Consider the following 21,730-nt stretch of genomic DNA (forward strand, 5'->3'; position numbering starts at 1 on the left):
TGTCGCTACAGGGATGACGGATGTCGCTACAGGGATGACGGATGTCGCTACAGGGATGACGGATGTCGCTACAGGGATGACGGATGTCGCTACAGGGATGACGGATGTCGCTACAGAGATGACGGATGTCGCTACAAGGATGACGGATGTCGCTACAGGGATGACGGATGTTGCTACAGGGATGACGGATGTTGCTACAGGGATGACGGATGTGGCTACAGGGATGACGGATGTCGCTACAGGGATGACGGATGTCGCTACCGTCGCAGCTTCGTGCTGTAGTAGCTTTTTAAATTAAACTTAACTATGAAATATCACAGCTACTAGAGGCAATAACGCCAAAAGAAAACCATGCCAGGACTGCAATTGAGGTTCTTGGATTGGTTCTGGTGGCGCTAATAGGGCTTCTATTCTCTGTTCTAAGCGATCGCCTACAGCAGAGGAACCTAATGCAGCACAGCAAATTTCCGATAATACTGGGCTGGTACTAACTACTAATAAAAGTGATTCCGCTAACACCAGAGGGTCTACCTGCAATGCTGCATAACTATCGGCACGGAGTTCACGCAAAGCTAACAGTTCTTCCCACAAAGGCTCTGTATTCGGCAACCATGCAGTGCAGGAACGCACCCAACCCAGCCAAAAAAACCAGAATGTATCCCTATAATAGTGATGCCCTTGCTCATGGGCTAAGACGCTTTCTAAATGAGCCGGTGAGAGAGTTTGCACTAATCCTTGGCTAATCACTAATTCTGGTTGCCAAAAACCAATTTGACCCGCAAACAACGCGCCTGTTTGCAGTAACCTGGCTCGTTTATCCCCCAAATTCACCACAGGACAGTTACGAGCAGATTCCACAGACTGCCAACCTTGGAAGGCAAGTTTAATACATAAAATGGCAAAAAATGCCATATAAATTAATGCCACTAGATAGCTGACGGAGCCTGTGTACATCCCGCCCATTTCTCCTTGGGGCCCCATGAACAGCACGGCGATCGCAGTCATGAAAATTAGCAAGGGGGGGAAGACAAACAAAAATAGCGATCGCTGCCACCGCAGACTCCAACTGCCTTGGTGTTGATTCCAAGAGGATCTTAACCACCAGGCAACTGCCAAAGCATTCAAAATCATTATTAGATGCATCATTTTTCCTCCCTGGCTTGGCGTGCAGATTGAATACGTTTGGCGATCGCTGCTATTTGCTCACTAGCTGCTTCATCCAGACTATCAGCAAAGGCAGCAACAACATCAGGGTTTCCCACCGCTAAAAATCGCTGTAACTGCTCGTGAGCTTTGATCACATCTGCTTGTTGCTTGCTCAATAATGGTCGCCAATAGAATGCTCGCTCTTTCTTGTCGCACGCCAGCCAACCTTTATCAGTGAGGCGACGTAAGACGGTAGTTACAGAAGTATAAGCTAATTCGCGGTTGGGATCAGCCAGAATGCGATCGTGTACATCCTTGACTGTGACTGAACCAAATTCCCAGATGATATTTAAAATTTCCGCTTCTAACGGGCCTAAAGATAGTTGTTTAGGACGGTAATCGGGTAAAGGTGCCATAGCGATTTTGATGGGGAGTGGGGAAGGTGGGGCCCCCTCTGGGGATAAGGGGGAATGGGGAGTGGGGAATGAGTGAATATCCGTTCCTTTGCGCTGTAACCTTGAAGCTGTAACTTTTTCCCCTTTTAGAAGGTGTGTTCTTGTTTTAGATTACAAGATAGTGCAGCAAGTCTGAAAGTCTAAAAGCATAAAAGTGGGCTTTTTGAGTTAGAGATTAGGGACTCTTAAGATTTATTTAAAACCCTGGTCATCTGGCAAAGCCCACGAAAAACCTAACCCCCTAACCCCCTTCCCGACGCGGAAAGGGGGAAAATTCAAAGTCTCTGACGCCAGTCGCCTCAAGTCGGGAAACCCGCCCACAGCGCTGGCTCCTTTATGCCGGGGAACCCGTCCACCGCAGTGGCTCCTCCTTTTAGGAGAGAGAAATAGAAGTGAGGTTTTCCAGATGACCTGAAAAGTCAGATTTCTTCCCTACTTACCACATCCATTTATGTATAAAATGTCATGCATCGTGCATTTTGATGGTAAAAAATGCTCCAGGAGCAATTGTGACTATAGTTAAGTGACACCAACTAGGTAGAATATTATTTGCGGCAGTAGTATTAAACCAGGTGTATCCAGCGCGTGAAGCTATTCGTATACCACACTCCTGAATTGACTCCAACGGGTGAAGCGCCAGAATGTGCGATCGCAGTCGATGTCTTGCGAGCCACTAGCACAATTGCGACAGTTTTGGCAGCTGGAGGCGAAGCTGTACAAGTATTCAGCGATTTAGATCAGTTAATTGAAGTTAGCGAAAAATGGCCCCCGGAAAAACGTCTGCGGGCTGGAGAACGCGGCGGCGCGAAAGTACCTGGCTTTGAGTTGGGTAACTCTCCCCTCGACTGCACACCAGAATTGGTGCAGGGGCGGCGGTTGTTTATCAGTACCACCAATGGCACCCGTGCTTTACAACGGGTGCAAGACTCCCCAAATCTATTAGCAGCAGCCTTGATTAACCGGGCGGCGGTGGTGCAATTTCTCAAAAGAAAGCAACCAGAGACAGTCTGGATTGTCGGTTCTGGTTGGGAAGGCAGTTTTTCTTTAGAGGATACAGTTTGTGCAGGTGCGATCGCTCATAGTCTTTTAGAGCAAACCACGTTGTCACTGGAGGAATTAGCTGGTAATGATGAAGTAATTAGTGCGATCGCTCTTTACTCTCAGTGGCAAGATAACTTATTGGGATTACTTCACCAAGCTAGTCACGGTCAACGATTGTTGCGTCTTGACTGTCAAGAAGATTTAAAATATTGTTCCCAAACTGATGTTTTAGATGTCTTACCCATACAACAAGAGACGGGAGTTTTAAAAAGTCAAAAAAGATAGGGGATGAGGGAGATAAGGGGAATAACCAATGCCCAATGCCCAATTTTCAAATCTGTAAGCATTTGTCGAAGTCTTTCTCGCCAATGGGGGGGATGTGTTTCTATAATTGCTGAAATTTTCCCACAAGCAAGGACGGAATAAGCAGGGCGACGGGCTGGTGTCGGATATTCCGCAGTTGTAATCGGGACAATACGTTCAACTTTTAAAGGGAAGCCTAGCTGTTGGGCTTCTTCAAAAATGGCAACGGCAAAATCATACCAGCTAGCAACGCCGCTATTAGTGTAGTGATAAGTCTCGCTAATTTCTGGGGTTAACTGGGGAATCATCTGGGCTATGACTGTGGCTATATCTTGCGCCCAAGTCGGGCTACCAATTTGATCGGCAACAACACGAAGTTCTTGGCGTTCTGCACCTAGTCGCAGCATGGTTTTGACAAAATTATTTTTGCCAAAAATTCCATAAACCCAAGCAGTGCGGAGGATGAGGTAATGGGCGCAAGTTTCCCGAATTGCTTCTTCTCCAGCAAGTTTGGTTTTACCATAGACACTCAAGGGATTAGTTGCATCGGTTTCCAAGTAAGGGCGATACCCATTACCATCAAAAACATAATCGGTGGAAATATGAATTAGCAAAGCTCCTAACTTTTGGGTTTCTTGAGCAATAATTAGGGGTGCGATCGCATTAGTAGCGGTAGCAAGTTCAGGTTCGCTTTCTGCTTTGTCCACAGCAGTATAAGCAGCGGCGTTAATGATGATTTGCGGTTGATTGGATCTGATAACGCTGCACAGAGTATCAGGTTGGGCAAGGTCTACTGTTGGGCGTGCCACTGAGATAATATTGCCGGAGGATGAGAGGATTTGTTGCAGTTCCTTACCCACTTGACCGTTGCTACCAATCAGTAAAATTGATTTACTCATCCTAATTAGTTCTCGAACCTAATGCAATCATCAAGCTTAATCAAATATTTCAGCAGTTTTAAAAGGTTTCCCGGCTTGGTCTTTAGCTGATAAAATCGGTGGCGCATTCAGAGGCCAATTTATAGCTAAATCTGGATCGTTCCATAAGATGGTGCGATCGCCTTGGGGTGCGTAGTAATCTGTAGTTTTGTAGAGAACTTCAGCTATTTCTGAAAGTACGAGAAAGCCATGAGCAAAGCCTGGTGGTATCCACATTAGGCGTTTGTTTTCAGCACTGAGTTCATAAGCTACCCACTTTCCAAAGGTAGCTGAACTTTTTCTAATATCTACGGCTACGTCAAAGATAGTACCGACAACACAACGAATGAGTTTACCTTGGGGTTGTTGGATTTGGTAGTGCAGCCCACGCAGGACGTTTTGCTTAGAGTAAGAGTGGTTATCTTGGACGAAGTTGACAACACTACCTGTCTGTTGAGCAAATTTTTGGTGGTTATAGGCTTCAAAAAAGAAACCGCGATCGTCTGCAAATACTTGGGGTTCAAGTTGTATAACTTCGATAATTTTGCTATGTACAATGTTCATTAAAATAATTTGTAATTCGTAATGATGCAAGGGTAGCGCAGTGATAATACTTTTATTGTTTTTTACAAGTAAATTACGTTAGTTCAATTTTACAGTCATCGCCAATTAGAAATCGCAAGGCTTTGGGGCGACGAGGTGCAAGAGTCAATTGTGCGCGTTGCCCAATCACACTATCAATAATGCGCTGATGAATTCCAGCAATTTTAGCACCTTCTAAAATCACACTGTGTTCTAAATCAGTGTCAACGAGTATCGCATTATTAGCAATGCTACTATAAGGCCCAATAAAGCAGTTTTCTAAATAACAATTGTTACCAATGATTACTGGCCCCCGAATTGTGCAGTTAATTACTTTAGATTTTGCACCGATTTGGACTCGTCCAATAATCTGACTTTGGGCATCAATTTCGCCGACAACTGATGCTATCAGATAGGTGTCGAGAATCAATCGGTTAGCTTCTAATAAGTCATCTTTTTTACCAGTATCTAACCACCAGCCCTGGAGATTGTGGGCTACAACCTGCTTTTTCTGATTAATTAGGTATTGAATTGCATCAGTGATTTCTAGTTCGCCTCTGGTGGAAGGTTGGATATTGGCGATCGCATCATAAATGAGGTGAGAAAAGAAATAAACTCCTACCAATGCCAGATTTGAAGGAGGAACTTTGGGTTTTTCAATTAACTGTAATACCCGTCCTGTATCATCTATCTGAGCCACACCAAAGGCGCTAGGATTGGCAACTGAACGCAAGAGAATCAAAGCATCTGGCTGTTGTTGGCTAAATTGTTGCAGAAAGTAACTTAACTCACCCAGTTGAATCAGGTTATCGCCCAAGTACATAACAAAGGGAGAATCACCTAAAAACGGACGGGCGATTTGGACGGCGTGAGCAAGTCCAAGTGGCTGGTCTTGTATGATGTAGGTGATGTTCGCTCCAAAGTATTCTCCATTTCCGGTTTTCGCTTGGACTTCTGCCCCAGTTTCCGGGCTGATGATGATGCCAATATCAGTAATACCAGCAGCAACCATTTCTTCAATGCCGTACCATAAAACAGGTTTATTAGCAACTGGTACAAGTTGTTTTGCTCCGCTGTAGGTGAGGGGACGTAGGCGTGTACCTTTACCACCAGAGAGAATTAGTGCTTTCATCAGGATTGGGGATTAGTTGTAAGTCATTAGTCAAGATAATCTGAAATCTGGACAAAATCCCAAATCCTGACATCTAACATTCTGGCGTTAGTTTATCTTTTATAAGTAGCGGGATAAAACTTCAACGGTTGCTTTTCCTGTTTTTTCCCAACTAAATTGTTGAGAGTGAGTGATCCCTTGGCTAGAAAGGCGTGATCGCAACTCCAAATCAGTTGCAATCGCCTGCATCGCTTCTGTAATTTCTCCGGTGTTGTAGGGATTGATCAGAATCGCCGCATCACCAGCTACTTCTGGTAAGGAGGAGAGATTGGAGGTAATGACGGGAGTACCACAAGCCATTGCTTCCAGAACAGGTAAACCAAAACCTTCCCAGAGACTGGGGAAAACGAGAGCGATCGCTTCATTGATAATTTTTGGTAATTCGCTATAAGGAACATAGTCTAAGAATTTCACTTGATTAGTTATACCTAGTTCTGCAACTTGCGCTGTTAAAGTTGGGGTATAACGGCGATCGCTTGGCCCTACTAACCACAATTCATAATCCTTGCTATTAGGTAACACAGCAAAAGCAGTGATCAGTCGCTGTATATTTTTGTAAGGGTCTTGGCGACCAATGTAGAGAAAGTAGTTGCGCTTAGGGAGGTTCAGGGGGCAAAAGTGAGTGCGATCGTAAGCAAGGGGGATAGAGGTAATTTTGTTTGCAGGAATTCCGTAAAAGTTGGTGATATCCTGAGCCGTAGTCTGGGAGATGCAAATAATGTGTTGTGCTTGCTTAAGAACTTCGGGAGTGTAGTAGCGGTGGTAGGGTGTGAGTGGTGAAAAGCGTTTAGGAAAGCGCAACGGTATCATGTCAAAAGACGTGACGACAAAACGACAGTCAGTATAAAGGGGTGCTTCCGGTAGCGGGGAGAATAAGAGACTCGATTTGAGGTTTTTATATATTTGCGGGAGTTGAAATTGTGTCCAAAGCAGGCGGTTAAAATGACCTATTGTACCGTGGTCTGGGGTTAAGTTTGACGGGATTGGATAGCAGTCGAAATCGGGATATTTTCGCGCTACTAATAGAGTGGGTTGGAAAGATTTTAAATAAGGAAAAAGGTTTTGGGCATAGTTACCTATACCTGTTGGTTGAGACAATAGAATAGATAAGTTAATAATTAATTGTTTAGCAGAGGTATTATCCACTATTTTCATTAAAGAATGGTTCTATAAGCGTTTAATGTTTCTTGTGCCGTTCTTTCCCAGGAAAATAATTTTGCTCTGGCTTTCCCTTTATTAATTAATTCTTGGCGTAACTGGGAATCACTGACTACTTTCAGTATGGCTTCCGCTAGTTGGATAGGGTTATTAGGGTCAATTAGAATAGCTGCATCTCCTGTAACTTCTGGAATAGAGGAAGTATTGGAACTGATCACAGCAGCACCGAGAGTCATTGCTTCCAATACGGGTAAACCGAACCCTTCATAGTGAGATGGATATACGAAGACATCAGCTTTTGAGTAAAATAATGCAACTAATTCATTAGATAAGTAATTAAGATGATGAATTTGGTTTGCCCAAGGTGAATTTTCAATAGCTGCAAATACTGGCTCGTAATTCCATCCTTTCTTACCAATTAATATTAATTGGTGTGGAATTTTATATTGCTCTTTTAAAAAATTAAATGCCGAAATTATTGTAGTAATATTTTTTCTTGGTTCTATTGTACTAATAAAAAGTAAATATGGTTGAGAAAAATCATAGTTAACTAGTTTTTCTAGCTCCTCAGTAGTTTGTGCAGATAAGTAATCAGGATAGTAGCGACTAGCTAGAGGGGTGACATAGACTTTTTTTGGGTCTACCTGCAAATGCTCAACAATATCTTTTTTAGAACTTTCTGAAATTGTTAAAACTAAGTCTGTCCACTGCAAGCAACGTCTAACTTTTTTTGTATACTTTTTGACAACTGAATCTATATAGTTAGGATATTTAATAAAAGTTAAATCATATATATTCATTACCTTTAAACTTTTTGTACATGGATACACTGAATAGTTAGTGCCATGAACTATGTCTGGGAAACCTAAATATTTTTCAAAGTAAGATAAACTAGGTTTAAAGGCTAAAGCTAATAATAAATCTGAAATTCTTACAGGTAAAGGTAAAAGATACTGTTGAGAATAATGTTTCAGGGATTCAGGAAAACTGAAGTCACCCCGAAGCCACTTCTTTAAACCTGGTTGATAGACTACTCCTAACTGAAAATTTTCCTCTTTTTGTAGTGCATTAAGAGCGCATATTAAATTAGCAACATAAAAGCCAACCCCACTTGGTTTTGGCTCCACTGGGGTGGCATCAACTACAATTTTTAGCATCAGAATATTTAAGCTTTGCCGTTACTCAATTTTTTTAGATCATAATCAACCATTAACTCGACCAATTGTTCAAAGGAATGCTCAGGCTGCCAACCTAACTCAGTCTTAATTTTATCAATGGAACCAATTAACTGTACTGGTTCATCAGGGCGATAAAATGCGGGGTCAATTGAGACATAATCTTGCCAGTTTAGACCAACGCTTTTGAAAGCACACTCAACAAGTTCTTTGACAGAGTGAGTTTCACCGCTGGCGATGATGTAGTCATAGGGTTTTTCTTGCTGTAACATCAGCCACATAGCGTAAACAGCATCCTTGGCGTAGCACCAGTCACGACGAGCATCTAGGTTGCCTAATTTTAGTTCATTTGCCAGACCCAGTTTAATTTGAGCAGCTGTGTGTGTAATTTTGCGAAATACAAATTCTGTACCGCGTCGAGGGGATTCGTGAGTGTAGGTAATACCGCAGCAGGTATAAAGATTGTATTTTTGCCGATAGTTAATGGTCATCCAGTGGGCGTAAGCTTTGGCAACACCGTAGGGGTTACGAGGACGGAAGGCGGTGCGTTCAGTTTGGGGCGATTCGTCAGGTTGACCAAAAACCTCACTACTGGATGCTTGGTAAAATCTGGCATCAGGTTTGCAGCGACGGATGGATTCTAACAGACGGGAGACACCAAGGGCGGTGTATTCAGCAGTAAGGGCTGGTTGAGTCCAAGAAAGGGGGACGTAGCTTTGAGAAGCAAGGTTATAGATTTCATCAGGTTGTGATTCTGCAATTACATCCATCAAGGAAGATTGATCAAGAAGGTCACCAGATACAATTTGAATATTGCCTGAAAGGTGAGTAATACGCTCTAGGTTACTGGTGCTGGAACGGCGAACTAAGCCGTATACTTGGTATCTTTTTTCTAGGAGTAGTTCAGCGAGGTAGGAGCCATCTTGTCCAGTTAGTCCCGTGATTAAAGCTTTTTTGATCATAGATTTTGAATAAATCACAATAATTAAAAAATTTAGTTAAGTGACATAAAATTTTTAGATTACCCAAAAATAGGATATATCTCTGTATAAAAAATTATGGTCATACATAAATTTACCCTTTTCAAAGCTAAGTATAGTTCCTGTAAATTTCCTAAAACAAAGTTTATATTAACTCAAACAATAAGTTAAAAAATAAAATAGTACTAAAAAAAAGGTGAATAAATAATTGGGAGACTGTCTGCCTATAAAGGTTAACTAAAGTTTTCCTTCCTCGTATATTTCTAAATGTTTTTTGGCGATATTAGCCCATTGGTTGGCTTCACAGTAAATTAAGCCGTTAGCAACTAACTGCTGATTTAGCTCACTAGATAAAGTTAAATTTTGAATTGTATAAGCTAATTCTCCAGCAGCACCTGGTGTAAACAAATGTAGACAGTTAGCTTCCTCATTCAATTCTTCAAAAGAGGCGATTTTACTAGCAATAACAGGTTTGCCTGATGATAAAGCCCAAGTTAGAGCAGCTGAGGACGACAATACTGTATTAGGTTCATATGGAGCCAAGCAAAAATCAGTTATATTATAATAACTACGCAAATCTTCAAATTCTAAATATCCTGTTAGCTTTATACGGCTACTCATTCTTTGGTATCTATTAATAAATTTAACTATTCCATCCAGAGCAAGATCAGTAGAATTGGGGTGAGAAGTTCCTGTAATTACCAAGTAATAATTTTTCGGCAAAGTTTTTAGTGCTTCTAATGCTGTTTTATAACCTTTATAAGTAGATATAAATCCAAACATTGAAAGAATAATAGCGTCATCAGGAAACCCTAATTTCTTTTTTAAAGCAATTTTATCCAGATTGTTTATCTTATATAGATTATGTGAAGATGGAACTCCCTGCTTAATAATGTGAACGGAGTTTTTTGCAAAGCCACTATCTATGAAAATTCGACGCGTTTTTTTAGTGTGAACAATGGCATGTAGTTTATTTTTTAAATTAAATAAAGAAGATATGTAATATTTCCACTGTAATTTCTTAAAAATTTTCTTGCCAAAACCAGCTAAACTAGGATAAGATTCTAATAAAAAATTTGGTTCTGAATGAAACGTAACAAATACTTTTTTATTTAGATTTAGTATTTCTTTCAAAAAAGTATGAAAATTAGTAATTGAGCCATTCAAACCATAAGAACCAGCGAAGAAACTAAATTCATGTTGAATATGAATGATATCATAGTCAATTAATTGCCTACTATACAATTGGAAATATTCTTTAATTTCCTCTTGAGTCATGTACTTCAGTTTTTGTTCTTCAATTGGTAGTACTGTACAGGTAATACCATTCTCTAAAATTCCACTAACTAACCCTTTAGTATACCCAGCAATACCACAAGGAACATTCCAACTACTAATTTGAGCAATTTTCATTTGTTTATCTCCTTTAATTTCAATCAGCAGTTAATAAACTTTATTTTATAAAACATTCAGCTTTTAACATAACTTAGATAGTTGTCAACATCGGGATTATTAATATTTAAATTTTAGCTTACATTTGATCCAAATTAATTCAAATAAAGTTTGATAGCATCATATCCATTTCCAATAAATCTAATTACCCCTTTATCTAACCAAATAACTTTTTTACAACCCTGCTCTATAAAATTTAAATCGTGGGATACTACCAATACAGTTGCATTTGCATTCCAAAGATTTTCTATTCTTCGCTTACATTTATTTTTAAAACTTTCATCTCCAACTGATAGTACTTCATCCAAAATCAAAATGTCTGGCTGTACATCAGTAGCAATAGCAAAGCCTAATCGTGCTACCATACCTGAAGATAAACCCTTTACTGGAACTAATGCATAATCATGCAGTTCTGCAAACTCTAAAATAGAATATGCTCTTTCTCTCATTTCTGCCCTAGAAAACCCCAGTAGCACTCCATAAAGCATAATATTGTCTGTTACAGAAATTTCTGGATCAAATCCTGCTCCTAGCTCAATCAACGGTGCAATTTTGCCGCGAACTCGTGCTAATCCAGTAGTTGGCTGAAGAATCCCTGAAATTATTTTCAATAACGTTGATTTCCCAGAACCATTTGCTCCAATAATACCTATTTTTTCTCCTCTTTCGACTACCAAATCAATCTTATCTAGGACTATTTTTTTTACAGGTTTGCGATATTTTCCCTCTAAAACAGATAGTAATGTTTTTTTGAGGTCATAAGAAAACTCTTCTTGAGTTCGTCGCCACAGCGAAACTTTGTCCAGACGAATTACTTCCATTTACAGTAAATCCATGAATTGATGTCGCCACAGTTGAAAACAAGTCCATCCGATTGATAAAATAATGATGCCACTGAGCAAGGCACCCAAAATTAAACTCAAGTCCGGTGGCGTTCCTGATAATGTAATCTGACGCAGACTTTCAATAATGGGTGCTAACGGGTTTAACCTTAAAAACGGCTTTACCTGGGGTGGAACAATAGCAGATGGATAAAATACAGGACTACCAATCCAAATCATAAATGCAACTAACTCATAGAAATAAGGTAAATCTCTAAAAAACACATATAAAGCGCTCATTAGAAATCCGACTCCCATAGAAACTAAAACTAACGCCAGAAAGGGAAAAAATAGCGCTAACAAATTCACTAAACTCCTAGTATTGACCAAAGTCATTACTGCCAGTAACGGTAATGTCCCAACCGCAAACTGAAATACATTTGCTGCAATCATTGACACTGGAAAAATACTTACTGGCAAACGAATCTTGTTTAACAGTGAGCCATTTGCCACTACACTACTTAGAGCTTGGGACGTAGAAGCTGAGAAAAAATTGATTACTACCAGTCCCGTTAACGCTGCCAACATGTAATTCAGTATGGAATTGTCGTAATATGATGCGAAGGTAGCCCCAAAAATCGCGGTATACAGACCTGTCATGATCAATGGGTTTAACAGTGACCAATATACACCTAAAAACGACCCCCGATAACGTACTTTGAGATTCCGCGATACCAAAACGTGCAGTAATTCCCAATAACGCTGCACTTGTAACCAGGTTGAATTAGTTTTAAGCGAAAGTCTCATCTTCAAAAACCACCACACACAACAGGCAAGTTATTCGCGCATTTTATACTATTGGAGCGCACTTCGACATATTAGCTTACCACTAAAAGCTGATTTTAAATCTACAAGGAGTGGTATAATTGCTTCATGTTTATATCCACAGAGCAACATCTTGGCTGCCATTGCTCGTTGGAGTTCACGCTTGTCTTAACTATTTTTGATAAACTTTTCTAGCGATAGCTTGTCTTTGAGACGCTACGCGTAGCTTGCTTCCCTGTAAGGGTACGGTGAGCTTTCCTGAGGAACGCTGCGCGGTAAGCGAAGCTATGCCGTAGGCTTTACGCTAATGCATCCACATAACTGCATCTTATATTTAGTTGCTAATGATACTTTGTCTTCAATATTTATCAGGAATATTTCGGATTGCTTTATAAATATTTACATTCATCAGCTAGTCAGCTTTTTTGCATAGCGGATAAATCTTATTTCAATCAGAAGATGCATAAAATGGGAAACAACCAAGCAGAAGCACAACGTTATGCAAACCGCGCTTATCGGATAGTTGGGTATGTAATTAATTATAAAATTTAACACATACTTACCCAAAGTCAGATGGATAATATAAAGAGCATAACTAATATCTCCAAGCCACTTTAAAAAAGATATATAAGGTATCTTTGCTCGCAGAGCATAAGCAAAATTGAAGATACAAAATGCCCAAATAAAGCTATTTAAATGAATCCAGCTAACATCAGAAGGTTCGTACTTAAGATACAACCTGAAAAATCCAAATAAGATTGCACTAATAGTGATTAAAGAAACAATAGTCGTTGTTTTACTAGACCAGAGTTCCAGATAACCTTTCGCCAATACAGTTCCAAGTAAAACAATCAACAAATGCGGAGACTGATCAGTTAGAATATTGCACAAAACTGCTAATATATGAATTTTGGTATCTATATAATGAATGAAATCGATAGGAATCAGACACCACGAAAAAACAAAAGTTGAACAGGCAAAATAAGTGAAGATACTGCTGCTTTTTGATAAACTCAAAATAGGCACTAAGAAATAGAATTTCCATTCAATTAAAAGAGTCCAAGCAACAGGAAGAATCGTCTTATAATCTAATAAATCTTGTAAAAAGAAGAGATTTACAATAAATTGTTTAGTCCCAATAAAAGGTTCTCTTGTAAATAAATTAGTAATTAATGTTGTTGCAATCAACGCAATAATGTATGAAGGGTAAATTCTAAAAATCCGTTTGATAAAAAACTTTTGAACAGAACCATCATTTTCGTATGATTTCGGAACTACAAAGCCTGAAATTAAAAAAAACACATGGACTGCAATAAATGGATAGTCCCAGTACAGCTTGAAAGTTAGAAATTCGCTGAAATTATACAAAATACTATAAGAACTAATATTTTGCACTTTAGTCGCTAAAAGAAAATGCCCAAAAACAACAGTTACAGCAGCTATACCGCGCAAATAATCTAAAACAATAACTCTTTTTTGCATGAAAATTTAAAGATTTGGAACAATCCTTGATAAGCTTACTAAAACCGCAGCAGTTATTATTATGAAAATGATGTTTATAGAGTAGCCCAACAAAATGTTTATCAGGCTATAAAGATACCATATAATAAAAATAAAAGTATTATTTTTCTCCTAAAATAAAAGAAAAAATATAAAGAATTATTTAGTAAAGAAATATTTATATAACAAATAATTTTTTTGGTCAAAATATTTTAGATAGCAGAAGAAAAATTACGATTTAATTCGTAAAAATATTAACAGCCAATCCTAACTATCTATGAACTAGTCAGGTTCAGAAGTTGGGATGGTTTCTTGGCGCGGAGGGGCGGATTACTCCTATACATGACTACTACTTTTGATGCTTAACTCAAACTATCTGGATTAAATCCTAGCGATCGCAAATGTTCCGCCAATCGTTGCGATCGCAGCTGTTCTTGTTCCAATCGCAATTGTGCCTCAGATGCCTGTTGCGCTGCAATAGCAGCTTCCTCTGGTGTTGGAACTAAATTACCATCGGGTGTAAAGTAGCGCAATTTACCTCCTTCTACGCCTAGATACAGCTCAAGCACATCGCTCCAACACCATTCTTATGTATCTAATGTAATTTTTGATACTTGTTACCTACCAATTCCAAACCCACAAATTCCACAGCCACTCAAGGGAAGTTACTAGCAGCAGTAGCTGCATGTAGTGCAACGAAGTTTCCATCTCTGGCTCATCACTTAACAACCGAGTTGCATCGGGCATCTGCTGTTCTAGCTGTTGCGCTGTGACAAACATGGGTATCTACCTGCTTGGTTGTTGATTTAATTTTAAGCTGTTAGTCCAGAAGTTAGGAGAGACGCGATTAATCGCGTCTGTAGAGGAGTTAGGAGTTATGATTCTCTCATTTCCCCTGAATTTGTGAGAGCAGGTCACGGATTCCGCTACACTGAGACGAAGGTTTATTGCATTCTAATCAGGCATGGAAATCGGACAAAAGGTTAAAGTCTTTCGTTTACGCGATCGCGTTTCTCCCCCCATTGTAAAAAAACTAGGACAAGTGGGTACCATCCAAGGCTACAAAGTCACCGATGGTGGTATCGGTGTAGTGGTGTTGTTTGACGACAATTCTTCCACTTGGTTTTTTGAAGATGAAATCAAACCTGTCTAGTAAAAAGAATTCAAAGCGGGGTTTATTTTGGACTCGGAAGTTAAAAGCACAGGTTGAGAGTCTTTGTTGAGTGCTAAGTTGGAGTTGAAAAGATCGGCGGTGAAAATAGGAATCAAATAATGGCTCTAATATTGACATTTTTGGGCAAAGGCGGCACCGCTCGTACCAAAATTGCGATCGCCGCCGCCAAATTATTGGCAAGTCAAGGCAAGCGCGTGCTTCTAGCAGGACATCCGGAACCAGCATTACCAATCCTGCTGGGTACTCCCATTGCTGCCGATCCACAAGAAATCGCTCCCAATTTGCAAGCAGTCCAGTTTCAAGCATCTGTACTGCTAGAACGCAACTGGGACGAAGTGAAGAAACTTGAGGCGCAATACCTCCGCACGCCCATCTTCAAAGACGTTTTTGGTCAAGAACTGGTAGTATTGCCAGGTATGGACAGCGCCCTGGCCCTGAATGCTATCCGCGAATATGATGCCAGTGGCAAATATGATGCGATCGTCTACTATGGCACGGGTGACTCATTAACGTTGCGAATGTTGGGTTTGCCAGAATCTCTAAGTTGGTATGTCCGCCGATTTCGGCAATTATTTCTCAACTCTGATTTGGGGAAAACGATTACTGAATCGCCCTTGATTCAACCCCTGATTAGCAGCTTCTTCAATGTCAATTGGACAGCAGATAACTTTGCAGGTCCCACGAATCAAGTCAATAATTTCTTAGAAAAGGGGAGAGCCGCTCTTACTGACCCCAAGCGTCTCGCTGCTTTCTTAGTGACCACAGAAGACCCCATTGAGGTAGCAAATGCTCGTTATTTGTGGGGTAGTGCTCAACAAATCGGTTTAACTGTCGGTGGTGTTCTGCTTCTGTCTACTGAGACAAATGTTAACCTGTTAGAGGAATTTATCCCCTTACCTGTGAGCGTCGTTCCCGACTCATCAACAGGTGACTGGCAACCACTGATAGACGCGCTACCCAACTTTGAAGCACAAGCGTTACAGGCTCCCAAACCAATTGAGATAGACATCCCCAATCGTCAAGTACGCTTATTCTTACCAGGTTTTGACAAAAAACAGGTCAAGCTCACCCAATATGGCCCAGAAGTCACTGTAGAAGCAGGAGATCAGCGACGCAATATTCCCCTCCCCCCGGCTCTGAGTGGCAGACTTGTTGCTGGAGCAAAGTTTCAGAATAATTATTTGATAATTTCGTTTTAAGTTAAGAACAAAGTTAGGAGTTAAAAGTGAAGAGTTAGGAATAAAAATAATTTATAACTTCTAACTTCTAACCAATAATTCATAACTCCTAACTTCTAACTTCTAACTCATTAATAAACCTTATGTCAGAATCAACTCCCATTACCCCAGACCCCAACCCATCTGAGGCACTAGACTCCGGGGCAAATAATCTCAATGAGCAAGCGCTCACATCTGCCTCGCGCAGTGCGAAAACTAGGCAGCTACTGGGGATGAAAGGTGCAGCGTCTGGGGAAACTTCAATTTGGAAAATTCGTTTACAGCTAATGAAGCCGATTACCTGGATTCCCCTAATTTGGGGTGTAGTCTGTGGTGCGGCTTCTTCGGGTAACTATACTTGGACACTGGAAAATGTGCTGAAGGTAGCAACCTGTATGCTGCTGGCTGGGCCATTGATGACAGGTTACACCCAAATCCTCAATGATTACTACGATCGCGAAATCGATGCCATCAATGAACCCTATCGCCCTATTCCTTCTGGCGCAATTCCCCTACCCCAGGTAATTATTCAGATTTGGGTATTACTGATTGCGGGCATTAGTTTGGCATTTGTGCTAGATGTGTGGTCTGGTCATGAATTCCCGACAATTACAGCGATCGCGGTCATCGGTTCTTTGATCGCCTACATTTATTCTGCACCTCCCCTGAAACTCAAGCAAAACGGCTGGCTAGGCAGCTACGCCTTGGGTGCAAGCTATATCACCTTACCTTGGTCTACAGGACACGCTTTGTTTGGTGATCTCAATTCTACAATTGTGATTTTGACAATGTTCTACAGCTTGGCTGGATTGGGTATTGCCATTGTCAATGATTTTAAGAGTGTAGAAGGCGATCGCCAGCTAGGATTAAATTCACTACCCGTAATGTTTGGCATCACCACTGCGGCTTGGATTTGTGTAGTGACGATTGATGTATTTCAAGGATTGATTGCAGCTTATCTCGTCACCATTCATGAGAATTTGTATGCAGCAATATTAGTACTGTTAATCATCCCACAAATCACCTTACAGGATATGTATTTCCTGCGCGATCCTGTGAAGAATGATGTTAAGTATCAAGCCAGTGCCCAACCGTTCCTTGTTCTGGGAATGCTGGTCACTGGTTTAGCGCTCGGTCATGCTGGCGTTTAGCTTATACCTCTATAGTGAGAAGTTATGAATTAGGAGCAAAGCGGGAGACGCTCCGCCTCGGTTAGAAGTTAATATACTTCTAACTCCTAATTTGTATCAGGACATACTGTGTTTCAATTGATATCTTTCCTCATTCATGGGATTCAACCTTTTTTAATCCCGATTTGCTTTGTCGTTGCTTGGACTGTAAGTATTCTCGTTGTTTTGAGTCTCTGGACGGCGGCGCGAGATAGTCTAAATACAGCCAAGCAAATGCATCAAATTCCTTGTACTGGTTGTCAATTTTTTACCGACAATTACCGTCTCAAATGTACTGTACGCCCATCTATTGCCAATACAGAAGAAGCAATCCATTGTTTGGACTATCTACCAAAGACGAATCCTTATCTGTACTAGGGAGTGGAAAGTGGGGAATAGGAAAATAAGGCAGACGAGGAAAGGGTGAATTATCCCAACTTCTAACTATTGACCAATCTCTAACAAAACTTTTAAAACACCTCGACTCTGAGCGTGTTCAAAAGCCGCAAGCCCTTCAATCAGGGGGTAGGTGGCATGAATCAGGGGTTGCACGTCAACTTGTCCTGTGGCTAGTAACTGGAGCGCTGGAGCAAAGGGACCACAACGGGAGCCAATGAGAGTGATTTCATCCACTACTAAAGAAGAAGCATCAAGGCTGAGGTTGCCAGAATAAGTACTTTTAAGCACTAGTGTACCACGGGGGCGGAGGGCGCGACGGGCGATCGCAAATCCTTCTGGGTTGCCGGTACATTCTACTGAGAGATCGAAATATCTATCTGTAACAGCGTCGGCTAGACTCGTTTTGATCCCCCGGGCCTCTAAGTTAGCCAGTTTATCTCGATGACGCCCCACAGCTAAGATTTCACACCCAGTTAGGGCTAGTGTCTGGGCTACTAACTGCCCTAGTTTGCCGTCTCCAACCACTAGCACCCGATCATTTGGACGCAACGGCACTTGCTGCTGAATTTCCAAAGCTGCTGCTAAAGGTTCAGTAAATGTTGCTACTTCTGTTGGGACATTCTCAGGTACCGGATGCAGGTTCTCCACCGGCAAACAGAGATATTCACTAAAAGCTCCGTGACGGTTGACAATACCCAAAACTGTGCGATTTTCGCAGTGAGTTGGTTGTCCGCTGCGACAAAACCGACAATGCCCACACACAGCGTTGATTTCTCCAACCACACGTTGGTTAACTAAGTGTTCTGGTCCTTGTTCGACGACGCCGACAAATTCATGACCTAAAATACCACTATAAGGATAGTAGCCTTTGAGTAGTTCCAGGTCAGTATTACAGATACCCGCACGCAAGACGCGTACCAAGGCTTCTCCCTGTGGTGGTTCAGGAATGGCAATATCCGTGCGTAATTGCAACTGCTTGTTTTCCAGCCAAAGTCCTTTCATTTTTCTTCACGTCCTTTTACTACAAATTTTTAATTATTCACGCCTACTTACTTAGATATTTCTTTAATTTTGGGAACTTACATTAATTTTACTTAACCAAGTAACCAGGTCATCTGAGTCAAGTGCTATCTCGCTTCCTAAAGTTTTGATATAAAGAAGTCCGTCGCTAATGATTAAATCTCTAATTGGATACCATGATTCTCGTGTCCTGATCAGAAGTTCTAACGGAATCCCTGGTCTTAAAGTATACTTGCGATATTTCCACCAAGCTCGCCATAGAAGCACAGATTTAGTACAGTGCATCTCATAGCCTTTGGGAGCTTCGCAGTATTGATACTGATAGAAACCCCGACTATCTACTTTTCCTTTAAGGAGATAACTATATTCTGCTAATGCCTGATTTATCAATTCCCAATGGGATGATTTTGGAGAAATCCAGAATTCAGATAGTGGGTTAGATAGTTGGACGGTGGCAATCACACCTTCAGCTTTTAGTGTCAGTTGGTTAGTCTTGTACACTGTTTGCGCTGTCAAAGAAGGATTTGACAACAAAACTTCTTTTTTCTGGATAGAGTTTTGCACAAACTCTCGAATTAAATCTAAATTAGACAACATAAAATTATTTATACTAAATCAAGCAGTGTGATGGAAGTCACAACGGTACTTAAATTAGTAACTACACTGGTATTGCACTAAAATCAGAATTATTACCAGTTTTATTTATACTCAATTCTTTGTCTGACTAGGGCTTTGTTAACTTTAATGTCGGGTATGTCGCTGCTCAACAGGCTGGTTGACAAAATCACTCTTTGCAGGTACAAGAGCGGCGGCGGACTAGTTAAATTTTTACATCATCTAGAAAAGGTTGAAATACCGGAACTAATTCGGGACGACTGACAACAAGGGTAGGAAAAGAGCGATCGCTATAATCTTCTCCTGGTGATAAAGGAAACGGCTCAGAATTGAGCGATAACCAAACCCCACCAGCAGCCTGGACAATTACCCAAGCCCCTGCTAAGTCCCAAACTTTTGGTGTCGCCTCAATACCACCTAATGTTGCTCCAGTCGCAACCGTCAAAAAGTTATAGCTAGCAACACCCAACATCCGAATTTTGCAGGGAAAGCCGTTTTTGATCACTGCGGTGCTACGAGAACAAAGGTTAAAAAAGTGATTGTTGCTGGGACTATCAGCACTCGTGTGGATGGGGTGGTGATTGAGAAATGCTCCTGTTGGCGTTGCTAAACCAGATGAACCTGCCCAGAAACCATGAAAAGCTTGATTCAAGGTTGGCGCGTAAACATACCCAAAAATGGGTGTGCCTTGATACAGTAAACCCAGAGAAATTGTCCAGATGGGAATGCCGCGTGTGAAGTTGGTTGTACCATCTAAAGGGTCAATTACCCAGCACCACTCCGTACCGGGGAATGACTGATCGCTCTCTTCGCTCAAAATGCCGTAACCAGAGAAATTAGAAGCGATTGCATCCCGAATTTCCTGATCTGTCCATTTATCTGCTTGCGTCACCAAACTACCATCAGCTTTTTGGTCAGCCTGTACTTGCCCAAAATCTTGCATTAGCTGCTTGCCCACTCTGGTAGTGGTAATTTGGGCAAAATCAAGAATTGTTGTCCAAAAATCACTCATTGATTAATTCTCGCGCAAAGACTCCCCTGATCTAAGATTCGGGTTGGTTTAAGTTTCTAGTTTAATCTAAATCGCTTTCTAAAACCGAAGCGATCGCCAGCTTTGTACTGGTTTGAAATTCTGTGACGTTTACCCGATTCAGAAACCAAATCGACAGCACCATTCCCACGGCTTCTAGGGCAAATACCAGTCCATAAGCTAGTTCTAGGCTTGGTAGCAGCCTGCGTCCAATATCCAAAACTGTACCTCCGATTACCACCGCCACACCTCTAGAGAGGGACTGCGCTAATCCCCATGCCCCAATAAATGTACCTGCGGCTTCGGCTGCGGTGAGATCCAACATCAAGCTAATTGCTGCTGTAGTTAAGAAACCTGTGGCTAAACCGAACAATACCAACCCTAGTTTGAGAACTGCTGCATTAGCTGTGAATCCTGATATACCTAGCAATATTGAACAGAATGCTACCAACATACAGCCTAGACGTGCAGTTCTACGCTTACCCAAACGCGGTATAATGTAAAAGCCAGTAACCCCGTAGGCAATCAGTAGACCCGTTCCGTAAAAAATATTTAATTTGGTACTTTCCGCTAGGGGCATTTTAAACACTTGACCGGCATAAGGTTCCAAAATCGGGTCTTGCATAAACAAACTGATAGTCATCACCAATAAAAAGGTGAAAAATATACCTGTTTGTGGGCTAGCTGTCAATATTTTCCAAGCATTGCCTAGAGTAATACTGTCTTCCCGGTTCACCAGTGTGGAACGAGTTGAGTATTGGGAGTACTTTTTTTCTACGCCCAATGTCGCTGCGATCGCTAAACCAAATACAATTGCTGGGACGATAAAAAATAACCTGTTGACCGCTCCTTGTAAGGTTTCTACGGTTGCTTCTGGCGTTAGCTGTTTTAGCAAGCTGCCACTGATAATTGCCCCGACAATAATCCCCACCATTAGCATCGACCAAACTACGCCGACTACTTTGGAACGGTTATCTTCTTCAGATATATCCACCAACAAAGCAGCAAAGGCAGTACCACTAGCAGAAATTCCTAGACCATATATAGCGAAAACTAAAGCCAAAAGTGCTGTCCAGCCGATTGTTTGGGTTGTCCATACCCAACCACCTGCACTACTTGCGGCAAGATTGAGCTGCCACATTACTTGTATAGCTAAAAATGCTGCGATCGCAAATATTGCCGCGCCTACCCAAACATAAGCTGTGCGGTGGTATCCCCATAACGGCTTGGCATCCGATATCTGTCCGAACCAGACACGGGAAGGAGCAACAAATAAGGGCAGTGCTAGAACTACTGATACCAGCGTTGCCGGAATTGCTATTTCTTGAATCATGAGTCTGTTGAGTACGCCCAGAGTCAAAATGGACATCATGCTCAACCCCATTTGAAATAAACCCAGCCGAAACATGGTCAGCAGGTTTACCCTTGGCACAGATAAAGATTTTTTTTCGGTATCAAATATTTCACCGCTTGCCATAGCTACTTTTTTGTACAGTTTATGGAATATAGTCTCTTTAATTAAATATAAACTGTTCAATATTCCAAAAAACTACTAATTTCGGGGCATCAATTTTTGGGTT

The 21,730-nt window shown here is 41.2% G+C and carries 24 protein-coding genes; 6 read left to right on the top strand and 18 right to left on the bottom strand.

All coding sequences use genetic code 11. From position 1 onward, the window contains the following. On the top strand, window positions 1–298 hold a 298-nt coding region (locus tag V7K35_RS21855; protein WP_335081560.1), incomplete at its 5' end, for a hypothetical protein. A 2-nt stretch (window positions 299–300) separates the two neighbouring features. On the opposite strand, the gene V7K35_RS21860 is transcribed toward V7K35_RS21855, so the two are convergent. Then, entirely contained in the window at window positions 301–1,143 is an 843-nt protein-coding gene (locus V7K35_RS21860; RefSeq protein ID WP_335081723.1) for a M56 family metallopeptidase, read from the bottom strand. Further along, entirely contained in the window at window positions 1,143–1,562 is a 420-nt protein-coding gene (locus V7K35_RS21865) for a BlaI/MecI/CopY family transcriptional regulator (RefSeq protein WP_334797688.1), read from the bottom strand. The genes V7K35_RS21860 and V7K35_RS21865 overlap by 1 nt, the downstream gene beginning before the upstream one ends. Before the next feature lie 624 nt (window positions 1,563–2,186). Between V7K35_RS21865 and V7K35_RS21870 the strand changes: the two genes are divergently transcribed. Further along, the gene (locus V7K35_RS21870) at window positions 2,187–2,927 is read left to right on the top strand and encodes a 2-phosphosulfolactate phosphatase family protein (protein WP_335081562.1); all 741 of its coding nucleotides are present in this window, start codon (window positions 2,187–2,189) and stop codon (window positions 2,925–2,927) included. Here V7K35_RS21870 and rfbD read toward each other — a convergent pair. The 12 genes from rfbD to V7K35_RS21935 form a co-directional block, all read right to left on the bottom strand. Then, window positions 2,915–3,844, bottom strand: coding sequence for a dTDP-4-dehydrorhamnose reductase (gene rfbD, locus V7K35_RS21875; protein WP_335081564.1), 930 nt, complete (start codon window positions 3,842–3,844; stop codon window positions 2,915–2,917). The genes V7K35_RS21870 and rfbD overlap by 13 nt on opposite strands. A gap of 36 nt (window positions 3,845–3,880) precedes the next feature. Further along, entirely contained in the window at window positions 3,881–4,426 is a 546-nt protein-coding gene (gene rfbC, locus V7K35_RS21880; protein ID WP_335081566.1) for a dTDP-4-dehydrorhamnose 3,5-epimerase, read from the bottom strand. A gap of 73 nt (window positions 4,427–4,499) precedes the next feature. Beyond that, on the bottom strand, window positions 4,500–5,576 hold the full coding sequence (locus V7K35_RS21885) for a glucose-1-phosphate thymidylyltransferase (RefSeq protein WP_335081568.1): 1,077 nt from the start codon (window positions 5,574–5,576) through the stop codon (window positions 4,500–4,502). A 99-nt stretch (window positions 5,577–5,675) separates the two neighbouring features. Further along, window positions 5,676–6,770, bottom strand: coding sequence for a glycosyltransferase family 4 protein (locus V7K35_RS21890; RefSeq protein ID WP_335081570.1), 1,095 nt, complete (start codon window positions 6,768–6,770; stop codon window positions 5,676–5,678). Then, window positions 6,770–7,930, bottom strand: a complete 1,161-nt coding sequence (locus V7K35_RS21895; protein WP_335081572.1) for a glycosyltransferase family 4 protein — start codon at window positions 7,928–7,930, stop codon at window positions 6,770–6,772. Before V7K35_RS21895 ends, V7K35_RS21890 begins: the two co-directional genes overlap by 1 nt. Before the next feature lie 8 nt (window positions 7,931–7,938). Beyond that, window positions 7,939–8,910, bottom strand: coding sequence for a GDP-mannose 4,6-dehydratase (locus V7K35_RS21900; protein ID WP_335081574.1), 972 nt, complete (start codon window positions 8,908–8,910; stop codon window positions 7,939–7,941). Between the two features lie 255 nt (window positions 8,911–9,165). Continuing rightward, a complete protein-coding gene (locus tag V7K35_RS21905) occupies window positions 9,166–10,341 on the bottom strand; it encodes a glycosyltransferase (RefSeq protein WP_335081577.1) in 1,176 nt (391 codons plus the stop codon). A 134-nt stretch (window positions 10,342–10,475) separates the two neighbouring features. Beyond that, window positions 10,476–11,201 carry an ABC transporter ATP-binding protein gene (locus V7K35_RS21910; RefSeq protein ID WP_334797699.1) on the bottom strand — a complete coding sequence of 242 codons (726 nt, stop codon included), beginning with the start codon at window positions 11,199–11,201 and terminating at the stop codon, window positions 10,476–10,478. Then, window positions 11,202–12,008: an ABC transporter permease gene (locus V7K35_RS21915; protein WP_335081579.1), complete on the bottom strand. Its 807-nt coding sequence runs from the start codon at window positions 12,006–12,008 to the stop codon at window positions 11,202–11,204. 426 nt (window positions 12,009–12,434) lie between these two features. Then, window positions 12,435–13,508: an acyltransferase family protein gene (locus V7K35_RS21925; RefSeq protein WP_335081582.1), complete on the bottom strand. Its 1,074-nt coding sequence runs from the start codon at window positions 13,506–13,508 to the stop codon at window positions 12,435–12,437. A 380-nt stretch (window positions 13,509–13,888) separates the two neighbouring features. Further along, window positions 13,889–14,095, bottom strand: coding sequence for a hypothetical protein (locus tag V7K35_RS21930; protein WP_335081584.1), 207 nt, complete (start codon window positions 14,093–14,095; stop codon window positions 13,889–13,891). 52 nt (window positions 14,096–14,147) lie between these two features. Then, the gene (locus V7K35_RS21935) at window positions 14,148–14,306 is read right to left on the bottom strand and encodes a hypothetical protein (protein WP_335081586.1); all 159 of its coding nucleotides are present in this window, start codon (window positions 14,304–14,306) and stop codon (window positions 14,148–14,150) included. A 184-nt stretch (window positions 14,307–14,490) separates the two neighbouring features. Here V7K35_RS21935 and petP point away from each other — a divergent pair, with 184 nt between their 5' ends. From petP to V7K35_RS21955, 4 genes are all read left to right on the top strand, one after another. After that, complete coding sequence (petP, locus tag V7K35_RS21940) at window positions 14,491–14,679, top strand: cytochrome b6f subunit PetP (RefSeq protein ID WP_334797705.1); 189 nt, start codon at window positions 14,491–14,493, stop codon at window positions 14,677–14,679. A 119-nt stretch (window positions 14,680–14,798) separates the two neighbouring features. Beyond that, window positions 14,799–15,899, top strand: a complete 1,101-nt coding sequence (locus tag V7K35_RS21945; RefSeq protein WP_335081588.1) for a Get3/ArsA fold putative tail anchor-mediating ATPase NosAFP — start codon at window positions 14,799–14,801, stop codon at window positions 15,897–15,899. A 122-nt stretch (window positions 15,900–16,021) separates the two neighbouring features. Continuing rightward, window positions 16,022–17,068 carry a chlorophyll synthase ChlG gene (gene chlG / locus V7K35_RS21950; RefSeq protein ID WP_335081590.1) on the top strand — a complete coding sequence of 349 codons (1,047 nt, stop codon included), beginning with the start codon at window positions 16,022–16,024 and terminating at the stop codon, window positions 17,066–17,068. A gap of 108 nt (window positions 17,069–17,176) precedes the next feature. Continuing rightward, window positions 17,177–17,464 carry a hypothetical protein gene (locus V7K35_RS21955; RefSeq protein ID WP_335081592.1) on the top strand — a complete coding sequence of 96 codons (288 nt, stop codon included), beginning with the start codon at window positions 17,177–17,179 and terminating at the stop codon, window positions 17,462–17,464. 66 nt (window positions 17,465–17,530) lie between these two features. On the opposite strand, the gene V7K35_RS21960 is transcribed toward V7K35_RS21955, so the two are convergent. The 4 genes from V7K35_RS21960 to V7K35_RS21975 form a co-directional block, all read right to left on the bottom strand. Further along, window positions 17,531–18,487 (bottom strand): MDR/zinc-dependent alcohol dehydrogenase-like family protein, encoded by a 957-nt coding sequence (locus V7K35_RS21960; protein WP_335081593.1) that lies wholly within the window; start codon window positions 18,485–18,487, stop codon window positions 17,531–17,533. A gap of 63 nt (window positions 18,488–18,550) precedes the next feature. Further along, window positions 18,551–19,102, bottom strand: a complete 552-nt coding sequence (locus V7K35_RS21965; protein ID WP_335081595.1) for a hypothetical protein — start codon at window positions 19,100–19,102, stop codon at window positions 18,551–18,553. A 223-nt stretch (window positions 19,103–19,325) separates the two neighbouring features. Then, complete coding sequence (locus V7K35_RS21970; protein WP_335081597.1) at window positions 19,326–20,132, bottom strand: inositol monophosphatase family protein; 807 nt, start codon at window positions 20,130–20,132, stop codon at window positions 19,326–19,328. A gap of 61 nt (window positions 20,133–20,193) precedes the next feature. Beyond that, a complete protein-coding gene (locus tag V7K35_RS21975) occupies window positions 20,194–21,627 on the bottom strand; it encodes a BCD family MFS transporter (protein ID WP_335081599.1) in 1,434 nt (477 codons plus the stop codon). Between the last annotated feature and the right edge of the window lie 103 nt (window positions 21,628–21,730).

Origin of the sequence: Nostoc sp. (genome assembly GCF_036917275.1) — a bacterium.
Lineage (GTDB): Bacteria > Cyanobacteriota > Cyanobacteriia > Cyanobacteriales > Nostocaceae > Nostoc.

Excerpts from the sequence above, each read along its gene's own strand:
- V7K35_RS21860 (WP_335081723.1), bottom strand. The coding sequence starts at position 1,143 with ATGCATCTAATAATGATTTTGAATGCTTTGGCAGTTGCCTGGTGGTTA.
- V7K35_RS21865 (WP_334797688.1), bottom strand. The coding sequence starts at position 1,562 with ATGGCACCTTTACCCGATTACCGTCCTAAACAACTATCTTTAGGCCCG.
- rfbD (WP_335081564.1), bottom strand. The coding sequence starts at position 3,844 with ATGAGTAAATCAATTTTACTGATTGGTAGCAACGGTCAAGTGGGTAAG.
- rfbC (WP_335081566.1), bottom strand. The coding sequence starts at position 4,426 with ATGAACATTGTACATAGCAAAATTATCGAAGTTATACAACTTGAACCC.
- V7K35_RS21885 (WP_335081568.1), bottom strand. The coding sequence starts at position 5,576 with ATGAAAGCACTAATTCTCTCTGGTGGTAAAGGTACACGCCTACGTCCC.
- V7K35_RS21890 (WP_335081570.1), bottom strand. The coding sequence starts at position 6,770 with ATGAAAATAGTGGATAATACCTCTGCTAAACAATTAATTATTAACTTA.
- V7K35_RS21895 (WP_335081572.1), bottom strand. The coding sequence starts at position 7,930 with ATGCTAAAAATTGTAGTTGATGCCACCCCAGTGGAGCCAAAACCAAGT.
- V7K35_RS21900 (WP_335081574.1), bottom strand. The coding sequence starts at position 8,910 with ATGATCAAAAAAGCTTTAATCACGGGACTAACTGGACAAGATGGCTCC.
- V7K35_RS21905 (WP_335081577.1), bottom strand. The coding sequence starts at position 10,341 with ATGAAAATTGCTCAAATTAGTAGTTGGAATGTTCCTTGTGGTATTGCT.
- V7K35_RS21910 (WP_334797699.1), bottom strand. The coding sequence starts at position 11,201 with ATGGAAGTAATTCGTCTGGACAAAGTTTCGCTGTGGCGACGAACTCAA.
- V7K35_RS21915 (WP_335081579.1), bottom strand. The coding sequence starts at position 12,008 with ATGAGACTTTCGCTTAAAACTAATTCAACCTGGTTACAAGTGCAGCGT.
- V7K35_RS21925 (WP_335081582.1), bottom strand. The coding sequence starts at position 13,508 with ATGCAAAAAAGAGTTATTGTTTTAGATTATTTGCGCGGTATAGCTGCT.
- V7K35_RS21935 (WP_335081586.1), bottom strand. The coding sequence starts at position 14,306 with ATGTTTGTCACAGCGCAACAGCTAGAACAGCAGATGCCCGATGCAACT.
- petP (WP_334797705.1), top strand. The coding sequence starts at position 14,491 with ATGGAAATCGGACAAAAGGTTAAAGTCTTTCGTTTACGCGATCGCGTT.
- V7K35_RS21945 (WP_335081588.1), top strand. The coding sequence starts at position 14,799 with ATGGCTCTAATATTGACATTTTTGGGCAAAGGCGGCACCGCTCGTACC.
- chlG (WP_335081590.1), top strand. The coding sequence starts at position 16,022 with ATGTCAGAATCAACTCCCATTACCCCAGACCCCAACCCATCTGAGGCA.
- V7K35_RS21960 (WP_335081593.1), bottom strand. The coding sequence starts at position 18,487 with ATGAAAGGACTTTGGCTGGAAAACAAGCAGTTGCAATTACGCACGGAT.
- V7K35_RS21965 (WP_335081595.1), bottom strand. The coding sequence starts at position 19,102 with ATGTTGTCTAATTTAGATTTAATTCGAGAGTTTGTGCAAAACTCTATC.
- V7K35_RS21970 (WP_335081597.1), bottom strand. The coding sequence starts at position 20,132 with ATGAGTGATTTTTGGACAACAATTCTTGATTTTGCCCAAATTACCACT.
- V7K35_RS21975 (WP_335081599.1), bottom strand. The coding sequence starts at position 21,627 with ATGGCAAGCGGTGAAATATTTGATACCGAAAAAAAATCTTTATCTGTG.